This is a genomic window from Coprococcus sp. AM11-30B, assembly GCF_027674365.1.
In the GTDB taxonomy this organism is placed as follows: domain Bacteria; phylum Bacillota; class Clostridia; order Lachnospirales; family Lachnospiraceae; genus Allocoprococcus; species Allocoprococcus comes.
The window spans coordinates 172289-189487 of record NZ_JAQDVB010000002.1; the positions used below are offsets into that span (position 1 = coordinate 172289).

A 17199-nucleotide genomic window follows, 5' to 3' on the forward strand; every position below is an offset into this window, starting at 1 on the left:
ATAAAAGTGGTGTGTTGGAAATGACGAATAATGCAGATGTATTGTAAAAAAATGTTGGTGAAAATGTTAAAAGAAAATTAAATGATAAAAAATGATTGATAAATATTTGACAGAACAGGAAATGGGTAGTATATTAAAAAAAGAGGACAAAAAAGTCCCTTGCGAAAATCTTAAAAACGGAAAGTAAAACAGTATATATTTAATAAGAAGTGATACTTACCATTAAGATGTAAAAGGAGGAAAAAGTGATGGCAAAGAAAATCGTGTTAGCAGGTGCGTGTCGTACAGCAATCGGAAGTATGGGTGGAGCTCTTTCTACAACTCCGGCACCGGAATTAGGATCTATCGTTATCAAAGAAGCTTTAAATAGAGCAGGTGTTGCTCCAGAACAGGTTGATCATGTATATATGGGTTGTGTAATCCAGGCAGGTCTTGGACAGAACGTTGCACGTCAGGCTTCTTTAAAAGCAGGTCTTCCGGTCGAGACACCGGCAGTTACGGTTAACGTTGTTTGCGGATCCGGACTTAACTGTGTGAACATGGCTGCACAGATGATCCAGGCAGGAGATGCTGATATCGTTGTAGCAGGCGGTATGGAAAATATGTCTATGGCTCCATATGCACTGAAAAACGCACGTTATGGATACAGAATGGGTAATGCACCGATGATCGATACAATGGTAAATGACGCACTTTGGGATGCATTCAATGACTATCACATGGGAATCACTGCTGAGAATGTAGCAGAACAGTGGGGACTCACAAGAGAACAGCTTGATGAATTTGCAGCAGCAAGCCAGCAGAAAGCCTGCGCAGCAATCGAAGCAGGAAAATTCAAAGATGAGATTGTTCCTGTAGAAGTGAAGAAGAAAAAAGAAACCATCGTAGTTGATACAGATGAAGGACCGCGTCCGGGAACAACAGCAGAAGGAATCGCAAGACTTCGTCCGGCATTCAAAAAAGATGGTATTGTAACAGCAGCAAATGCTTCCAGCATCAATGACGGAGCAGCAGCAATCGTTGTTATGAGTGAAGAAAAAGCAAAAGAGCTCGGCGTTACACCGATGGCAACATGGGTAGCAGGAGCACTCGGCGGAGTAGATCCATCTATCATGGGTGTCGGACCGGTTGCAGCTACGAATAAAGTAATGGCTAAGACAGGGCTTTCTGTAGATGATATGGATCTGATCGAAGCAAATGAAGCTTTCGCAGCACAGTCACTTGCAGTAGCACATGATCTGAAATTCGACATGGATAAAGTAAATGTAAACGGTGGAGCAATTGCTCTCGGACATCCGGTAGGAGCTTCAGGATGCCGTATCCTTGTTACACTTCTTCATGAGATGCAGAAACGTGATGCAAAGAAAGGTCTTGCAACACTTTGTATCGGTGGCGGAATGGGATGCGCTACAATCGTAGAACGTGATTAATAAACCAGATCAAAAGGAGATGTTGATGATGGAATTTATTACATATGAAGTAGAAGGACAGGTTGGAATTATTACCATTAACCGTCCAAAGGCACTGAACGCACTGAACAGTGCAGTTCTTGATGAACTTGATGCAACGATCGACGGTGTTGATCTTGATGCAGTCAGATGCCTGATCCTTACAGGAGCAGGAGAAAAATCTTTTGTAGCCGGTGCAGATATCGCTGAGATGAGTACTCTCACAAAAGAAGAGGGAGAAGCTTTTGGTAAGAAAGGAAATGATATTTTCCGTAAGATCGAAACACTTCCGATCCCGGTAATCGCAGCAGTTAATGGATTCGCTCTTGGTGGCGGATGTGAAATCTCCATGAGCTGTGATATCCGTATCTGTTCAGACAATGCAGTATTCGGACAGCCGGAGGTTGGCCTTGGAATTACACCTGGATTTGGTGGAACACAGAGACTTGCAAGACTTGTCGGACCTGGTATGGCAAAGCAGATGATCTACACTGCGAGAAATATCAAAGCTGACGAAGCTTACAGAATCGGTCTTGTAAATGCCGTATATCCGCAGGAAGAACTGATGCCGGCAGCAAAGAAGATGGCAGCAGGCATTGCAAAGAATGCACCGATCGCAGTAAGACACTGCAAACAGGCAATCAATGAAGGCCTTGAAAAGGGAATGGATGAGGCAATCGTAGTAGAAGAAAAACTCTTCGGCGGATGCTTTGAATCTTACGACCAGAAAGAAGGAATGGCAGCATTCCTTGAAAAGAGAAAAGTAGAAGCTTTCCTTAATAAATAAGTTCGTTTAATAAAGGGGAGAATTAACTCTCCCCTGGAAAATTAAATTTATAAAATGGAGGTAATTTCAATGAAAGTAGGAATTATTGGCGCAGGAACAATGGGACAGGGCATTGCAAAGGCATTTGCTCAGGTAGATGGATATGAAGTAGCACTCTGTGACATCAAACAGGAATGGGCAGAAGGCGGAAAAGCTAAAATCGCTAAAGGCTATGACAGACTTGTTCAGAAAGGAAAATTAACTCAGGAAGCAGTTGATGCAATTCTTGCAAAAATTACTCCGGGACTCAAAGAAGATCTCTGCGCAGATTGTGATCTGATCGTAGAAGCAGCATTTGAGAACATGGAAGTTAAGAAAACTACATTCGGTGAACTTGATAAGATCGCAAAACCTGAATGCATTTTCGCATCAAATACCTCCAGCCTTTCTATCACAGAAATCGGCAACGGACTTACCCGTCCAATGATCGGTATGCATTTCTTCAACCCGGCAGACCGTATGAAATTAGTAGAAGTGATCGCAGGCGTAAATACACCGGCTGAAACTGTAGATGCAATCAAGAAGATCGCAGAAGAAATCGGAAAGACACCTGTACAGGTTAATGAAGCAGCAGGTTTCGTAGTAAACCGTATCCTTGTTCCGATGATCAATGAAGCAGCTTTCATCAAGATGGAAGGTGTATCTGACATCGCAGGAATCGATGCAGCAATGAAGCTTGGTGCAAACCATCCAATGGGACCTCTGGAGCTTGGTGATTTCATCGGACTTGATATCTGCCTTGCTATCATGGATGTACTTTATGCAGAAACAGGCGACAGCAAATATCGTGCATGCCCGCTGCTTCGTAAGATGGTCCGTGGTGGAAACCTTGGAGTTAAGAGCGGAAAAGGATTCTATGTATACAATGCAGACCGCACAAAAACTCCGGTTGATGCACAGTAATGGATGTTCTAAATAAAGACATGGAGGAAGAATAAATGGATTTCGGATTAGATAAGAAACACGAAATGGCGAGAACTCTGTTTAAAGAATTCGCAGAAAACGAAGTAAAACCACTTGCACAGGAAGTGGACGAGACAGAAGTTTTCCCAAGAGCAACAGTTGAAAAAATGGCGAAATATGGATTTCTTGGTATTCCGGTACCGAAGGAATACGAGGGACAGGGATGCGATCCACTGACATACGTAATGTGTGTAGAAGAACTTGCAAAGGTTTGTGCCACAACATCTGTAATCGTATCTGCGCATACCTCTCTTTGTATAGACCCGATCCTGACATACGGAACACCGGAGCAGAAAGCAAAATACGTTCCGGATCTTGCATCAGGAAGAAAGCTTGGAGCTTTCGGCCTTACAGAACCTGGGGCAGGTACAGATGCACAGGGACAGCAGACTAAGGCTGTTCTTGACGGAGATGAATGGGTATTAAACGGATCAAAATGCTTTATCACAAACGGTAAAGAAGCAGATGTTTACATCATTATCGCCGTAACAGGTATTGTTGAAAAACGTGGCAGAAAGATGAAAGAGATTTCTGCATTCATCGTAGAGAAAGACACTCCGGGATTCACATTCGGAACCAAAGAGAAGAAGATGGGTATCCGTGGATCTTCAACATACGAGCTTATTTTTGAAGACTGCCGTATTCCAAAAGAAAATCTCCTTGGAGCACAGGGCAAGGGCTTCGGCATCGCCATGCATACTCTGGATGGCGGACGTATCGGTATTGCCGCTCAGGCACTTGGAATCGCTGAAGGTGCACTTGACAGAACAATCGCATATGTAAAAGAAAGAAAACAGTTCGGACGCACGATTGGCCAGTTCCAGAATACACAGTTCCAGCTTGCAGATATGGCTACAAAGGTAGAAGCTGCAAAGATGATGGTATACAAAGCTGCCATGGCAAAAGCTACACAGAAAGTTTACTCTGTCGAAGCTGCCCAGGCTAAGCTTTATGCAGCAGAAGTAGCGATGGAAGTTACCACAAAGGCTGTTCAGTTACATGGTGGATACGGATACATCAGAGAATATGATGTAGAACGTATGATGCGTGACGCAAAGATTACAGAAATCTACGAAGGAACTTCAGAAGTTCAGCGTATGGTTATTTCTGGAAACTTATTGAAATAGGAGGTACGAATCGTGAAGATAGTTGTTTGTATAAAACAGGTACCGGATACAAAAGGCGGAGTTCAGTTTAATCCGGACGGTACACTTAACAGAGCTGCAATGCTTGCAATTATGAACCCGGATGACAAAGCAGGTCTTGAGGCCGCACTTAGATTAAAAGACCAGTATGGAGCAGAAGTAACTGTACTTACAATGGGACTTCCAAAAGCAGCCGATGTGCTTCGTGAAGCACTTGCAATGGGAGCTGATAAGGCAATTCTTGTAACAGACAGAGTACTCGGAGGAGCTGATACATGGGCTACATCAAGCACCATCGCAGCAGCACTCCGTAAACTCGATTATGACCTGATCATCACAGGACGTCAGGCAATCGATGGTGATACAGCACAGGTTGGACCGCAGATTTCCGAACATCTGGACATCCCGGTAATCTCTTATGCACAGGATATCAAAGTAGAAGGCGACAGCGTGATCGTACAGCGTCAGTTCGAAGACAGATATCATGTACTGAAAGCAAAAATGCCTTGCCTTATCACTGCACTTTCAGAATTAAATGAACCACGTTATATGACACCAGGCGGAATCTTTGATGCTTGTGATGCTGAGATCACAACATGGGGAAGAGCAGATCTTACTACCCTGGATGATGCAAATATCGGTCTTGCAGGATCACCTACAAAGATTGCGAAAGCATCTGACAAAGTAAGAAAAGGGGCAGGAGAAAAAGTTACTCTTGATCCGGAAGAAGCAGTATCTTACCTGATGGGAAAATTAACAGAGAAACATATCATTTAATAAGAAGGAAAAGTGGTGAATATCATGAACTTAGAAGAATATAAGGGAGTATATGTCTTTGCTGAACAGGTAGACAACAAACTGAGCGGAATCGCATTTGAACTTCTTGGAAAAGCAAAAGACCTTGCAGCAGACTTAAATGCAGAAGTAGCAGCCGTTCTGATCGGTTCTGACGTAAAAGGACTTGCAGATGAGCTTGCAGCATACGGAGCAGATAAAGTAATCGTAGTAGATGATCCGGAACTGAAAGAATATAGAACAGAGCCATACGCACATGCACTGGCATCTGTTATCGAAAAATATAAACCGGAGATCATGTTAGTCGGCGCAACTGCAATCGGACGTGATCTTGGTCCTAGAGTATCCGCAAGAGTACAGACAGGTCTTACAGCAGACTGTACACAGCTTGAGATCGGTGATTTCCCGATCAACCCGGTAGCAGGAAAAGAGCAGAAGCACAATCAGCTTCTTATGACTCGTCCGGCATTTGGTGGAAACACGATCGCTACCATCGCCTGCCCGGATAATCGTCCGCAGATGGCAACCGTTCGTCCTGGTGTTATGCAGAAGATCGCTAAGATCGAAGGTGCAAAGGCAAATGTAGAAGAGTTTAATCCTGGATTTACACCGGATAATAAATACGTTGAGATCATGGAAGTTGTCAAATCTGTATCTGAGACGGTTGATATCATGGATGCCAAGATTCTTGTATCCGGTGGACGTGGAGTCGGAAGTGCAGAAAACTTCAAGATCCTGGAAGATCTTGCAGAAGCACTCGGCGGAGAAGTAAGCTGCTCACGTGCAGTTGTAGATAATGGCTGGAAACCAAAAGATCTTCAGGTAGGACAGACAGGAAAGACAGTTCGTCCTCAGGTATATTTTGCAATCGGTATTTCCGGAGCGATCCAGCATGTAGCAGGTATGGAAGAATCTGATCTGATCATTGCAATCAACAAAGATGAGACAGCTCCGATCTTTGATGTAGCTGACTATGGTATCGTTGGAGATCTGAATAAGATTGTACCAGAACTTACCAAACAGATCAAAGAAGCAGTTGCTGCTAAAAAATAAAGAATAGCTGGTAAAACAAAGATGGTGTCGCAAAGAAGCGGCACCATTTTTTTGTATACAAATCGAATAGAAGTTAGCCTGCTCTATTTTCGTGCGGAAAGCTTGTGCGTCTGGGGGATATTATGGTATACTTTATAAGATATAGACTTTGTAGTTATAGCTTAAGTAGGAGTGTGAATAAATGGCACAAAGAATTAAAAGCAGACGAAGGAAGGCTGTAAAAAAGCAGGCGGTTCATTATTTTGATTACAGTCTTCTGGCGATTATTATATTTCTGATGTGTTTTGGACTGGTAATGCTATACAGTATCAGTTCCTATGAAGCGCGAACGGAATACGGAGATGGGATGTACTTCCTGAAAAGGCAGGGTCTCATCGGACTTGGAAGTATTGCTGTGATGATGTGGGTTTCTCGCCTGGATTATCATATGTTTTCCAAATATGCAGCAATGAGCTACTGGGGATCCATGCTTCTTCTTGCACTTGTTAAATTTACACCACTTGGTATTGAGGTAAATGGTGCACGAAGATGGTTCCGGCTTCCGGCTAACCAGTCATTCCAGCCGGCAGAGATTATGAAGATCGCTGTGATCATATTTATCCCATACCTGATCTGCAGAATGGGGAATAAAGTACACACCCTGAAAGGATCGCTGGGAGTTGTGGAGTGGGGAGGTTTGGCAGCACTGGGAGTTTATGTGCTGACTGATAATCTAAGCTCTGCGATCATTGTAATGGGAATTTCCTGCTGTATCCTTTTTGTCGTACATAAGAAGCAGAAGATTTTTCTGTGGATTGCAGGCGGCGGGCTGGCTGTTTTTGTGGCGGGATCATATATCCTCGGAAGACTTCTTGAGAACAGCACCAGCTTCCGACTCAGACGTATCATTGCCTGGCTGAACCCGGAAAAATATGCGTCAACGATTTCTTTCCAGACGGTACAGGGACTATATGCGATCGGATCAGGTGGCTTTTTCGGGAAAGGACTGGGAAATGGTGTGCAAAAGACGGTAATACCGGAAGTGCAGAACGACATGATCCTGTCAGCAATCTGTGAAGAGCTTGGGGTATTTGGAGCGATCATTATCCTGGTTTTGTTCGGTCTTTTGATCTACAGACTGCTTTTTATTGCACAGAACGCACCTGATCTGTATGGAGCACTGATCATGACAGGGATTATGTCACATATCGCGATCCAGGTAATTCTCAATGTTATGGTAGTTACGAACATGATGCCGAATACCGGAATTACATTGCCTTTTATCAGTTATGGTGGTACATCCATCCTGTTCCTGATGATAGAGATGGGAATGGCACTTGGAATTTCCAGAAGAATTAAACTGGAAGGGTAAAAAAAGCTTTTTTTTCAAAGAAAAGTGTGATATGATGTTATAAGTGGTAATGAAAACCACGTATAATGGATGCAAATGACACGTTTCGGAGGTTTGGATTATGAGTTATAAAGTGATTGTGGACAGCTGTGGAGAATTGACAGCAGAGATGAAAGCTTCAGGTCGGTTTGAGACAGCATCACTGGGACTGGAGGTTGGAGATTGTCATATAATTGATGATGAATCTTTCAATCAGGCTGAATTTTTGAAGAACGTAGCTGAATGCCCGACATGTCCAAAGTCAAGTTGTCCGTCTCCGGAGACATTTATGGAAGGATATCACTGTGATGCGGAGCATGTATATGCTGTTACGTTATCTTCTGAACTGAGCGGTTCTTATAACAGTGCCGTACTGGGCAAGAATTTATATGAAGAAGAATATGGTGAGAAAGATATTTATGTGTTCAACTCAAAATCTGCATCAGTAGGACAGACGCTCATCGGGATGAAGATTGCGCAGTGTGAAGAGCGGGGCATGACATTCAAGGAAGTGGTAGCTGCTGTAGAAGCATATATTGAAGAGCAGCACACATATTTTGTTCTTGAGACGCTTGAGACTCTTCGTAAGAATGGAAGACTTACAGGATTAAAAGCAATTGCGGCAACAGTACTGAATATTAAGCCGGTGATGGGGGCTACTCCGAAGGGAGAGATTTGTCAGTTGGGTCAGGCGCGCGGAATTAAAAAAGCACTTAAGAATATGGTGGATTGTGTGATCGCAGATCTGAAAGATCCGGAGAGCAAGGTACTTGCAATTTCGCATTGTAACTGCCCGCAGAGAGCACAGGATGTGAAGAAGATGTTGGAAGAACGTGTGAAATTAAAAGATATTATCATTCTGGATACCAGAGGTGTCAGTAGTATGTATGCGAATGATGGCGGGGTAATTATTGCAGTATAGCTTGTATCAATCGTAAAAGTGTGATAAAATATACTGGTTAGATTGATTGCAAAGGAGACTTGCAGATATGAGTCAGAAAAAAGTAGATTATTATAAACAGGCAAAAGCGAATAGAAAGCGTGAAGAAAAAAAGAAAAACTTGCGAAAAGCTTTTGATTATACGATCCTTGGGCTGATTGCACTTGCAATCGTTGTCTGGATTGGATGGTCCGCTTATGATATGTATGAATCAAAGCAGCCAAGAGCAGTAGCAGAAGTTGATTATTCTGCTGTAAGTGATTATGTCCAGTCACTTAACACTGCTGAGTAGATGAAAAGAAGAAAGTGGAGAGATGGTTCCATTGTGGAACGGTTTCTCCACTTTTTTTATGCACTGTGTGGGGAATGGAGTATAAAACGCTCCACTTTTCACCACAAAATGAATGAAAAATGGGAAAAAATATGATTTATCGGACTTTTTTCAGAATGGATAAATTCGAAAAAGTGCTTGAAAAGGGCGGAAAAGTGGGGTACAATGGATACAAGTGGTAGAAAGTGGAGCGAAGTGGAGCAAAGTGGCATGGAAAGTGGCAGACCACTTTGAAAGAAGGTGATCCTATGTTGACTGGAGAATTTAATCATAGTATTGATTCAAAAGGCAGGCTGATTATTCCTTCCAAATTACGAGAGAGTCTGGGAGAACATTTCGTAATTACGAAAGGGATGGACGGCTGCTTATTTCTGTATCCGGACAACGAATGGAAAGCCTTTGAAGAGAAGCTTAGAACCTTACCGCTTACAAACAAAAAAGCCAGAGACTTTAAGCGTTTCTTTCTTGGAAGTGCTACGGAAGGAGAACTTGACAAACAAGGGAGAGTTTTGATATCTTCTTCTCTTCGCGCTTATGCAGATCTTGAAAAAGAGGTTGTTCTAGCAGGTGTGCTGGACAAGGTTGAGATCTGGAGTAAAGAGGCGTGGGAAGCGCGTACAGCTGATGTTGAGGAAAATATCGAGGACATTGCAAGTGACATGGAAGATTTGGGACTTAGCATCTAAATAGATCTTTTAATTAGGAGGACACCATGGCATTTAAGCATAAATCAGTATTACTGGATGAGACAATCGAAGGACTGAACATCAAGCCGGACGGTATTTATGTTGATGGCACACTTGGAGGAGGCGGACATGCATACGAAGTATGTCGGCGTTTAAACAACAAGGGGAGTTTTATAGGAATAGACCAGGATGCGGCGGCGATTGAAGCGGCAGGCACCCGATTAAGCGACTTCGGGGAGAGAGTTACAATAATCAGGAGCAATTATTGTGATATGAAGTCGAGGCTCCATGAGAAAGGGATTGACAAGGTCGATGGAATCGTACTCGATCTGGGCGTATCATCTTATCAGTTAGATACGGCAGATCGTGGTTTTTCCTATCGCGTAGATGCGCCTTTGGATATGAGGATGGACACACGCCAGACTTTATCTGCAAAGGAGATTGTCAATGGCTACAGTGAGATGGACCTTTTTCGGATCATTCGCGACTATGGTGAGGACAAATTTGCGAAGAATATAGCAAAACATATTGTTATGGCAAGAGAGAAAGGTCCTATTGAAACAACCGGGCAGCTGGCAGAGATTATCAGACAGTCTATACCGATGAAGTTTCAGAAGATGTCGGGGCATCCGGCAAAAAGAACCTTTCAGGCAATCCGGATTGAATGTAACCGGGAACTGGAGGTGCTCAGGGATTCACTTGACGATATGATTGATATTTTAAATCCGGGAGGAAGGATATGCATCATCACGTTCCATTCCCTGGAGGACAGAATTGTCAAAGGAATTTTTAAAAAGAATGAGAATCCATGCACGTGTCCGAGTACTTTCCCGGTATGTGTGTGTGGAAAAGTTTCCAAAGGAAAAGTCATTACGAAAAAACCGATTCTTCCAAGTGAAGAAGAGATGGAAGTGAACAGTCGTTCTAAGAGTGCGAAGCTGCGTATCTTTGAGCGCGTATAGAATTTGAAAGGGTGGTGCTGTATGGCAAAATACAGTCATAGAATACAGGCAGACAGACGTACAGTAACAAGCCGAGGAATGTACATATACGGAAATACAGTTCGCCAGGCAGAAGTCATGCCACAGCGACAAGAGGAACCAAGAAAAGAACATAAAAAGAAAAAACTGGACAGACAGATTTTGAAAAATCGAAGAAAAGCAATGCGGATGAATCCTGCATATGTGATGTTTCTTTCAATTGCGGCAGTGGCAGCACTTGTAGTCTGTGTATGGTATCTGCAGGTACGTGCAGAGCTTACAAGCCGGACAGAGCATATTACCGAGCTGCAGCAGGAACTGGCAGATGCAAAAGAAGAGAATACAACTAGATATAACGTAGTAATGGATTCTGTGAATCTGGAAGAAGTAAGAGACCGTGCAATCAATGATCTGGGTATGGGATATGCGACTTCGGATCAGATTATTGAATATCAGAACCCGGTTAATGATTATGTAAAACAGTACGAAAGTATTCCGAAAAGCGGAGTGCTTGGACAGACAACAGATAAATAGGTTTATGAACAAAGGTGAATAACATGTCAAAAAGAAGAAAAAGAAAGCCTTCCGTTCTGAGGCATAAATTCACGATTGGAATGCAGAAAAAGCTGGTAATGCTCTTTATAGCGATATTACTGGCTTTTGTTATTCTTGTCGGAAGAATTACCTATATCAATGCCTCGTCAGGAGAAGATTATACCAAGACAGTACTGGATCAGCAGCAGTATATGAGTCAGTCGATTCCGTTCAAGCGTGGAGATATTGTAGATACAAACGGCACAAAGCTTGCGACAAGTGAGCGTGTATACAATGTGATTCTGGATGCAAAGGTCTTACTTTCAGACGAGACAAAAGAAGCTGAGAACATAGCAGCTACGAAAAAAGCGCTGAAAAGTTATTTTCAGATCAAGGCATCGGCAGTGGATGCAATTATCGCGGACAGTCCGGACAGTCGGTACAATATTCTGAAAAAAGGAATTTCCTACGATGATGCGAAGGCATTTGAAGCGGCAGAGAAGAAAAATTCCAAGATCAAAGGAGTCTGGCTGGAAGAGGATTATGTCAGAAAATATCCATATAATACACTTGCCTGCGATGTCCTGGGATTCAGCGTATCGGGGAATGTGGGAGCAAGCGGACTGGAAGCATCCTATAATTCAACGTTGAATGGAACAGATGGACGCAGATATGGTTATCAGAATGAAGACTCGGCAATTGAAAACACGGTGAAAGAGCCGATAAATGGAAATACGATCGTAACAACGATTGATGCGAACCTGCAGTCTATCGTGGAAAAGCATCTGGAAGAGTTTAACCAGGCGCACACAGATGAAGCGCAGGAGGGGATGGGATTTAAAAACGGAGCTGTGATCATGATGAACCCGAATACCGGAGAAGTTCTGGCAATGGCTTCCTCACCTACCTATGATCTGAATAATCCGAGAGATCTATCCAAGTATTATACAGAGGAAGAAATAACCGGAATGAGCAGTGACGATAAGATCGATGCTCTGAATGAACTCTGGAGAAACTTCTGCGTGAGTGATACTTTTGAGCCGGGATCTACGATCAAACCATTTACGGTTGCAACAGGTCTGGAGATTGGTGCACTGAAAGGCGATGAGACCTATTACTGCGGTGGTTCCCTTCAGATCGATGAATGGGAGATTAAATGTATCTCTTATGATAATGGTGGACACGGGCAGCAGAATCTGACACAGGTTATGGAAAATTCATGTAACGTTGCCCTGATGCAGATTGGTCTGGCAATCGGACCGGAAGAATTCTGTAAGTACCAGAGTATTTTTGGATTCGGTCAGTATACGGGAATTGATCTTCCGGGTGAGGCGGTTGGTATTTTGCAGTCACCGGATGGAATGATCAAAACGGATCTTGCAACCAACTCTTTCGGACAGAATTTTAACGTAACTATGCTTCAACTTGCGACAGGATTCTGTTCTCTGATCAATGGTGGCGATTATTATGAACCGCATCTTGTAAAAGCCATTCAGGATGAGAACGGAAATGTGATCCAGACTATTGATCCGGTGTTGGAGAAGAAGACAATTTCTAAAGAAACTTCTGAGAAACTGAAAAGTTATATGTACAGTGTTGTTCAGAACGGTAGTGGTAGATATGCACAGGTAGAAGGTTATGATATCGGTGGTAAGACCGGTACAGCGGAAAAATTGCCCCGTGGAGAGAATAAGAATGTGGTATCCTTTATCGGATATGCACCGCAGGAGAATCCGGAAATTATGATTTATGTAGTCATCGATGAACCGAATGCTCCGGATCAGTCAGCGACCAGCAGCCTGATCTCGCAGCTCGCTTCTGATATTATGGCAGAAGCATTTCCGTATTTGAATATTACAAAGACTCCGGCTGAGTAATTTGGGTATAACCCCGGAAGACAGATCATACAGTAATAGTAAGAATCTGTTTTTCGGGGTTTTTATGCGGAATAAGACTTATAATAAAAAGAAAATGCTGGTAGTATTTTTAAGCGCGCTTCTGATGATTTTTTTTCTGATCGCAAGACTGGTGTATCTGATGATATTTGATGCTGCGTATTATCAGCAGAAAGCAAAAACGTTGCACGAAAGGGAGAGGGAGATCAAGGCGGCAAGGGGAGAGATCATTGACAGAAATGGAAAAGTCCTTGCGACCAATAAAGCGGTGTGCACCATATCTGTTATCCATAGTCAGATAACAGATCCGGAGAGAGTGATCCGGGTTCTTGCCGATGAGTTGGGAATAGAGAAAGAAATGATTCGTAAAAGAGTCGAAAAAGTTTCTTCCAGGGAAAAAATAAAGACAAATGTGGAGAAAGAGACCGGGGACCGGATCCGTGCATATGAACTGGACGGGGTGAAGGTAGATGAGGATTTTAAACGGTACTATCCGTATGGCAATCTGGCTTCAAAGGTTCTTGGATTTACCGGGGGAGACAATCAGGGAATCATTGGACTGGAAGTAAAGTATGAAAATTATCTGAAAGGTGTGAACGGAATGATTCTGACAACAACTGATGCCAGAGGGATTGAGCTTGCGGATACGCTGGAAGACAGAGTAGAACCGGTTTCCGGAGACACTCTGCAGGTAAGCCTGGACTATAATATCCAGGAATATGCACAGCAGGCTGCGGAAAAAGTAATGGAAGAAAAACAGGCAGATGCAGTTGTGATTTTGATCCTGAATCCAAAAACAGGGGAAATCTATGCCTGCATCAATGCTCCAGAGTTTGATCTGAATGCCCCGTTTACATTACCGGAGGGAACAGATGCCGCTTTGAATGATGAAGAAAAACAGGCAATGCTGAATCAGATGTGGCGGAACAGGAGTATCAATGATACTTATGAACCAGGATCGATCTTTAAGGTATTTACTGCTTCGGCGGCGTTGGAAGAGGGAGTGGTCAAAGAAGAAGATACTTTTTACTGTCCTGGATACAAGCTTGTGGAAGACCGCCGGATCCGGTGTGCGAGGACGACTGGACATGGATCCGAGACGTTTGTACAGGGGGTGCAGAATTCCTGTAATCCGGTTTTTATTGAAGTAGGGATGCGGCTTGGAACAGAGGATTTTTATAAATATTTTGAAAAATTCGGATTGATGGGGAAGACAGGTGTAGATCTTCCGGGAGAGGCTGCAACGATCATGCACAAGAAGGAAAATGTAGGGCAGGTAGAGCTGGCAACAATGTCGTTTGGACAGTCTTTTCAGGTGACACCGATGCAGATGGCAACAACAGTATGTTCTCTGGTGAATGGGGGAAAAAGGATCACTCCTCATTTTGGCATCGCCGTTTATGATGCGGAAAGTGGAGAGAAAGAAGAAACGATTTCTTATGGAAAAAGAAAACGGATTCTTTCTAAAGAAACGTCAGAAAAGATGAGAAAGATACTGGAAACGGTTGTGTCCGAGGGAGGAGGAAAAAAAGCACAGATCGAAGGATACCGGATCGGAGGAAAGACAGCGACCAGCCAGACGCTGCCAAGAAGTGCGAACCGTTATATAGGATCTTTTATCGGATTTGCACCTGCAGATGATCCACAGGTAGCAGCAATGGCAATTATTTACAACCCACAGGGTATCTATTATGGCGGGACGATAGCAGCTCCGGTTGTGCGCGATATTTTCGACAATATTCTTCCCTATCTTGGAATCGAACGGGAAGAAAACCCGTGAAGCAGTTGAAAAAACAGGGCAGATACATTATACTAAAGCGTAGAATCTGTGCCTTTAAGGTAAGGGCTGATTTTGAAAACAAAAGAAAGACAGAGGTGTATTATGGATTTTACAATGGTCATACCGGTGCTGATCGCGTTTGTTCTCAGTGTGGCAGCAGGACCGGTGGTAATTCCTGTTTTAAGAAGACTCAAGATGGATCAGACAGAGAGAGAAGACGGGGTGAAGTCGCATCTTAAAAAAGCCGGAACGCCGACGATGGGAGGCGTGATGATCTTGTTTGCGATTGCGGTCACTTCGCTGATCTATGTAAGAGAGTATCCGAAGGTGATTCCGGTACTTTTTGTAACGATTGGATTCGGACTGGTCGGGTTCCTGGATGATTATCTGAAAGTTGTTCTTCACAGATCAGATGGACTGATGCCGATGCAGAAGATGGCACTCCAGATCGTGATTACAGCGATTTTTGCATTTTACATCGTGAAAGTGGCAAAGATACCGCTTACCATGCTGATACCGTTTTCAGGTGGGAAATATCTGAACATCGGCTGGTTTGCCATTCCGGTACTTTTTATTGCAGTGATCGGTACCGTCAATGGTGTGAATTTTACAGATGGACTGGACGGGCTTGCATCCAGTGTAACAGTTCTTGTGGCAACCTTCTTTACAGTTGTTGCGATCGGAACAAAGAGTGGGATCGAACCGATTACCTGTGCAGTGGTAGGTGCGCTGCTGGGATTCTTATTATTCAACGTTTATCCGGCAAGCGTATTTATGGGCGACACCGGATCACTGGCTCTTGGGGGATTTGTTGCTTCGACAGCATACATGCTCCAGATGCCATTATTCATTATCATCGTAGGATTGATCTATCTGGTAGAAGTTTTATCAGTTATGATCCAGGTAACATATTTTAAGAAAACAGGCGGAAAGCGTTTCTTTAAAATGGCGCCGATCCACCATCATTTTGAGCTGTGTGGATGGAGCGAGACACGGGTGGTTGCAGTTTTTTCAATTGTAACTGCAATTCTGTGCCTGGTTGCACTGCTGGCATTATAGGAGGCTTACAAAAATGGATTTACAAGGAAAGAAAGTGTTGGTATTCGGTGCGGGGATCAGTGGGATTGGATCCTGCGGATTACTGGAAAAAGAAGGGGCAGAGGTAATTCTGTATGATGGAAATGATAAAAAAGATGCCGAGGCAATGAAAGCACAGCTTGGTGAGGGAAGCAAAGTCCGCGTTGTTCTCGGAGCTTTTCCGGAAGAGGAGATGGAAAGTCTTGATCTGGTTGTAATGAGTCCGGGGGTGCCGACTGATCTGCCGGTTGTTCTGGCTATGAAAGAAAAAGGAATTCCTGTCTGGGGCGAGATTGAGCTTGCCTATGTATGTGGAAAAGGAGATGTGCTTGGAATTACCGGAACCAATGGGAAAACGACAACAACCTCTCTTTTAGGCGAGATTATGAAAAATGCCCGTGACAGCGTTTTTGTTGTGGGAAATATCGGTACACCATATACGAATGCCGCAGCAGATACCAGAGAAGATTCTGTGATCGTGGCAGAGCTTTCAAGCTTCCAGCTGGAGAGTATTCATACCTTCCATCCAAAGGTAAGCGCAGTTCTTAATATCACACCGGATCATCTGAACCGCCATCATACGATGGAAGCATATATTCGTGCAAAGATGAATATTGCGAAGAATCAGACACCAGAAGATATCTGCGTTCTCAATTATGAAGATGAAGAGACAAGAAAGATGGCAGATGAATTTCAGGCAAGTGTTCTATTTTTCAGCAGTAAGCATAAACTGGAACAGGGCATTTATCTTGACGGAGAAGACATTGTATACAAACCGGAAAAGGAGAAAGAAGGAACGGTCATCTGCAAGACCGGCGAATTACAGATCCTTGGCGTCCACAATTATGAGAATGTTATGGCAGCGGTTGCAATGGCAGCAGCTTACGGTGTAGATCTGGATGTGATCCGTAAGTCTGTACTTGCATTTAAGGGGGTTGAGCATCGTATTGAATATGTGGCAGAGAAGAACGGGGTTGTCTATTACAATGACTCTAAAGGAACGAATCCGGATGCGGCGATCAAGGGAATCCAGGCAATGAACCGCCCGACGATCCTGATCGGTGGTGGATATGATAAACAGTCCGATTTCCATGAATGGATCCAGAGCTTTGATGGAAAAGTCCGCTATCTGGTACTGATCGGTGCTACAAAAGAGCAGATTCAGAAAGAAGCAGCAGAGTGCGGATTTCATGACTGTATTTTAAAAGATACTTTCGAAGAAGCACTCGATACCTGTGTGGAGCTTGCAAGACCCGGAGATGCAGTTCTGCTGTCACCGGCATGTGCAAGCTGGGGAATGTTCCCGAACTATGAAGTGCGTGGGGAAGAATTCAAAAAATACGTGAATGCATTATAAAAGAAATAAAATAATTTCAT

At 43.5% G+C, this 17199-nt stretch carries 16 protein-coding genes; all 16 read left to right on the plus strand.

Translation table 11 applies throughout. The features are described from left to right. The first annotated feature begins 248 nt into the window (after positions 1-248). The 16 genes from PGU50_RS01755 to murD all read left to right on the plus strand — a co-directional run bounded on the left by PGU50_RS01755 (position 249) and on the right by murD (position 17179). Positions 249-1430, plus strand: coding sequence for an acetyl-CoA C-acetyltransferase (locus PGU50_RS01755; RefSeq protein ID WP_022220768.1), 1182 nt, complete (start codon positions 249-251; stop codon positions 1428-1430). A 28-nt stretch (positions 1431-1458) separates the two neighbouring features. Continuing rightward, positions 1459-2235, plus strand: a complete 777-nt coding sequence (locus tag PGU50_RS01760; protein WP_022220767.1) for an enoyl-CoA hydratase-related protein — start codon at positions 1459-1461, stop codon at positions 2233-2235. Between the two features lie 69 nt (positions 2236-2304). Further along, positions 2305-3177 carry a 3-hydroxyacyl-CoA dehydrogenase family protein gene (locus PGU50_RS01765; RefSeq protein ID WP_055246466.1) on the plus strand — a complete coding sequence of 291 codons (873 nt, stop codon included), beginning with the start codon at positions 2305-2307 and terminating at the stop codon, positions 3175-3177. 35 nt (positions 3178-3212) lie between these two features. Then, positions 3213-4364 (plus strand): acyl-CoA dehydrogenase, encoded by a 1152-nt coding sequence (locus tag PGU50_RS01770; RefSeq protein ID WP_008371917.1) that lies wholly within the window; start codon positions 3213-3215, stop codon positions 4362-4364. A 12-nt stretch (positions 4365-4376) separates the two neighbouring features. Next, the gene (locus tag PGU50_RS01775; RefSeq protein ID WP_055246468.1) at positions 4377-5159 is read left to right on the plus strand and encodes an electron transfer flavoprotein subunit beta/FixA family protein; all 783 of its coding nucleotides are present in this window, start codon (positions 4377-4379) and stop codon (positions 5157-5159) included. Positions 5160-5183: 24 nt separating this feature from the next. Continuing rightward, complete coding sequence (locus PGU50_RS01780; protein WP_008371912.1) at positions 5184-6230, plus strand: electron transfer flavoprotein subunit alpha/FixB family protein; 1047 nt, start codon at positions 5184-5186, stop codon at positions 6228-6230. Positions 6231-6411: 181 nt separating this feature from the next. After that, on the plus strand, positions 6412-7581 hold the full coding sequence (locus PGU50_RS01785; protein WP_055157364.1) for an FtsW/RodA/SpoVE family cell cycle protein: 1170 nt from the start codon (positions 6412-6414) through the stop codon (positions 7579-7581). 100 nt (positions 7582-7681) lie between these two features. Continuing rightward, positions 7682-8521 carry a DegV family protein gene (locus tag PGU50_RS01790; protein ID WP_008371909.1) on the plus strand — a complete coding sequence of 280 codons (840 nt, stop codon included), beginning with the start codon at positions 7682-7684 and terminating at the stop codon, positions 8519-8521. A gap of 67 nt (positions 8522-8588) precedes the next feature. Next, positions 8589-8831, plus strand: a complete 243-nt coding sequence (locus tag PGU50_RS01795; RefSeq protein WP_008371907.1) for a hypothetical protein — start codon at positions 8589-8591, stop codon at positions 8829-8831. A 287-nt stretch (positions 8832-9118) separates the two neighbouring features. Next, positions 9119-9556: a division/cell wall cluster transcriptional repressor MraZ gene (mraZ, locus tag PGU50_RS01800; protein WP_022220764.1), complete on the plus strand. Its 438-nt coding sequence runs from the start codon at positions 9119-9121 to the stop codon at positions 9554-9556. Between the two features lie 26 nt (positions 9557-9582). Further along, positions 9583-10518, plus strand: a complete 936-nt coding sequence (rsmH, locus tag PGU50_RS01805) for a 16S rRNA (cytosine(1402)-N(4))-methyltransferase RsmH (RefSeq protein ID WP_008371903.1) — start codon at positions 9583-9585, stop codon at positions 10516-10518. A gap of 21 nt (positions 10519-10539) precedes the next feature. After that, positions 10540-11070, plus strand: coding sequence for a hypothetical protein (locus tag PGU50_RS01810; protein ID WP_008371901.1), 531 nt, complete (start codon positions 10540-10542; stop codon positions 11068-11070). Positions 11071-11093: 23 nt separating this feature from the next. After that, positions 11094-12947, plus strand: a complete 1854-nt coding sequence (locus PGU50_RS01815) for a peptidoglycan D,D-transpeptidase FtsI family protein (RefSeq protein ID WP_270246038.1) — start codon at positions 11094-11096, stop codon at positions 12945-12947. Between the two features lie 64 nt (positions 12948-13011). After that, a complete protein-coding gene (locus PGU50_RS01820) occupies positions 13012-14745 on the plus strand; it encodes a peptidoglycan D,D-transpeptidase FtsI family protein (protein WP_270246039.1) in 1734 nt (577 codons plus the stop codon). Positions 14746-14847: 102 nt separating this feature from the next. After that, positions 14848-15804 carry a phospho-N-acetylmuramoyl-pentapeptide-transferase gene (mraY, locus tag PGU50_RS01825; protein WP_055157373.1) on the plus strand — a complete coding sequence of 319 codons (957 nt, stop codon included), beginning with the start codon at positions 14848-14850 and terminating at the stop codon, positions 15802-15804. A 13-nt stretch (positions 15805-15817) separates the two neighbouring features. Continuing rightward, the gene (gene murD / locus PGU50_RS01830; RefSeq protein WP_055157375.1) at positions 15818-17179 is read left to right on the plus strand and encodes a UDP-N-acetylmuramoyl-L-alanine--D-glutamate ligase; all 1362 of its coding nucleotides are present in this window, start codon (positions 15818-15820) and stop codon (positions 17177-17179) included. Positions 17180-17199 lie beyond the last annotated feature (20 nt).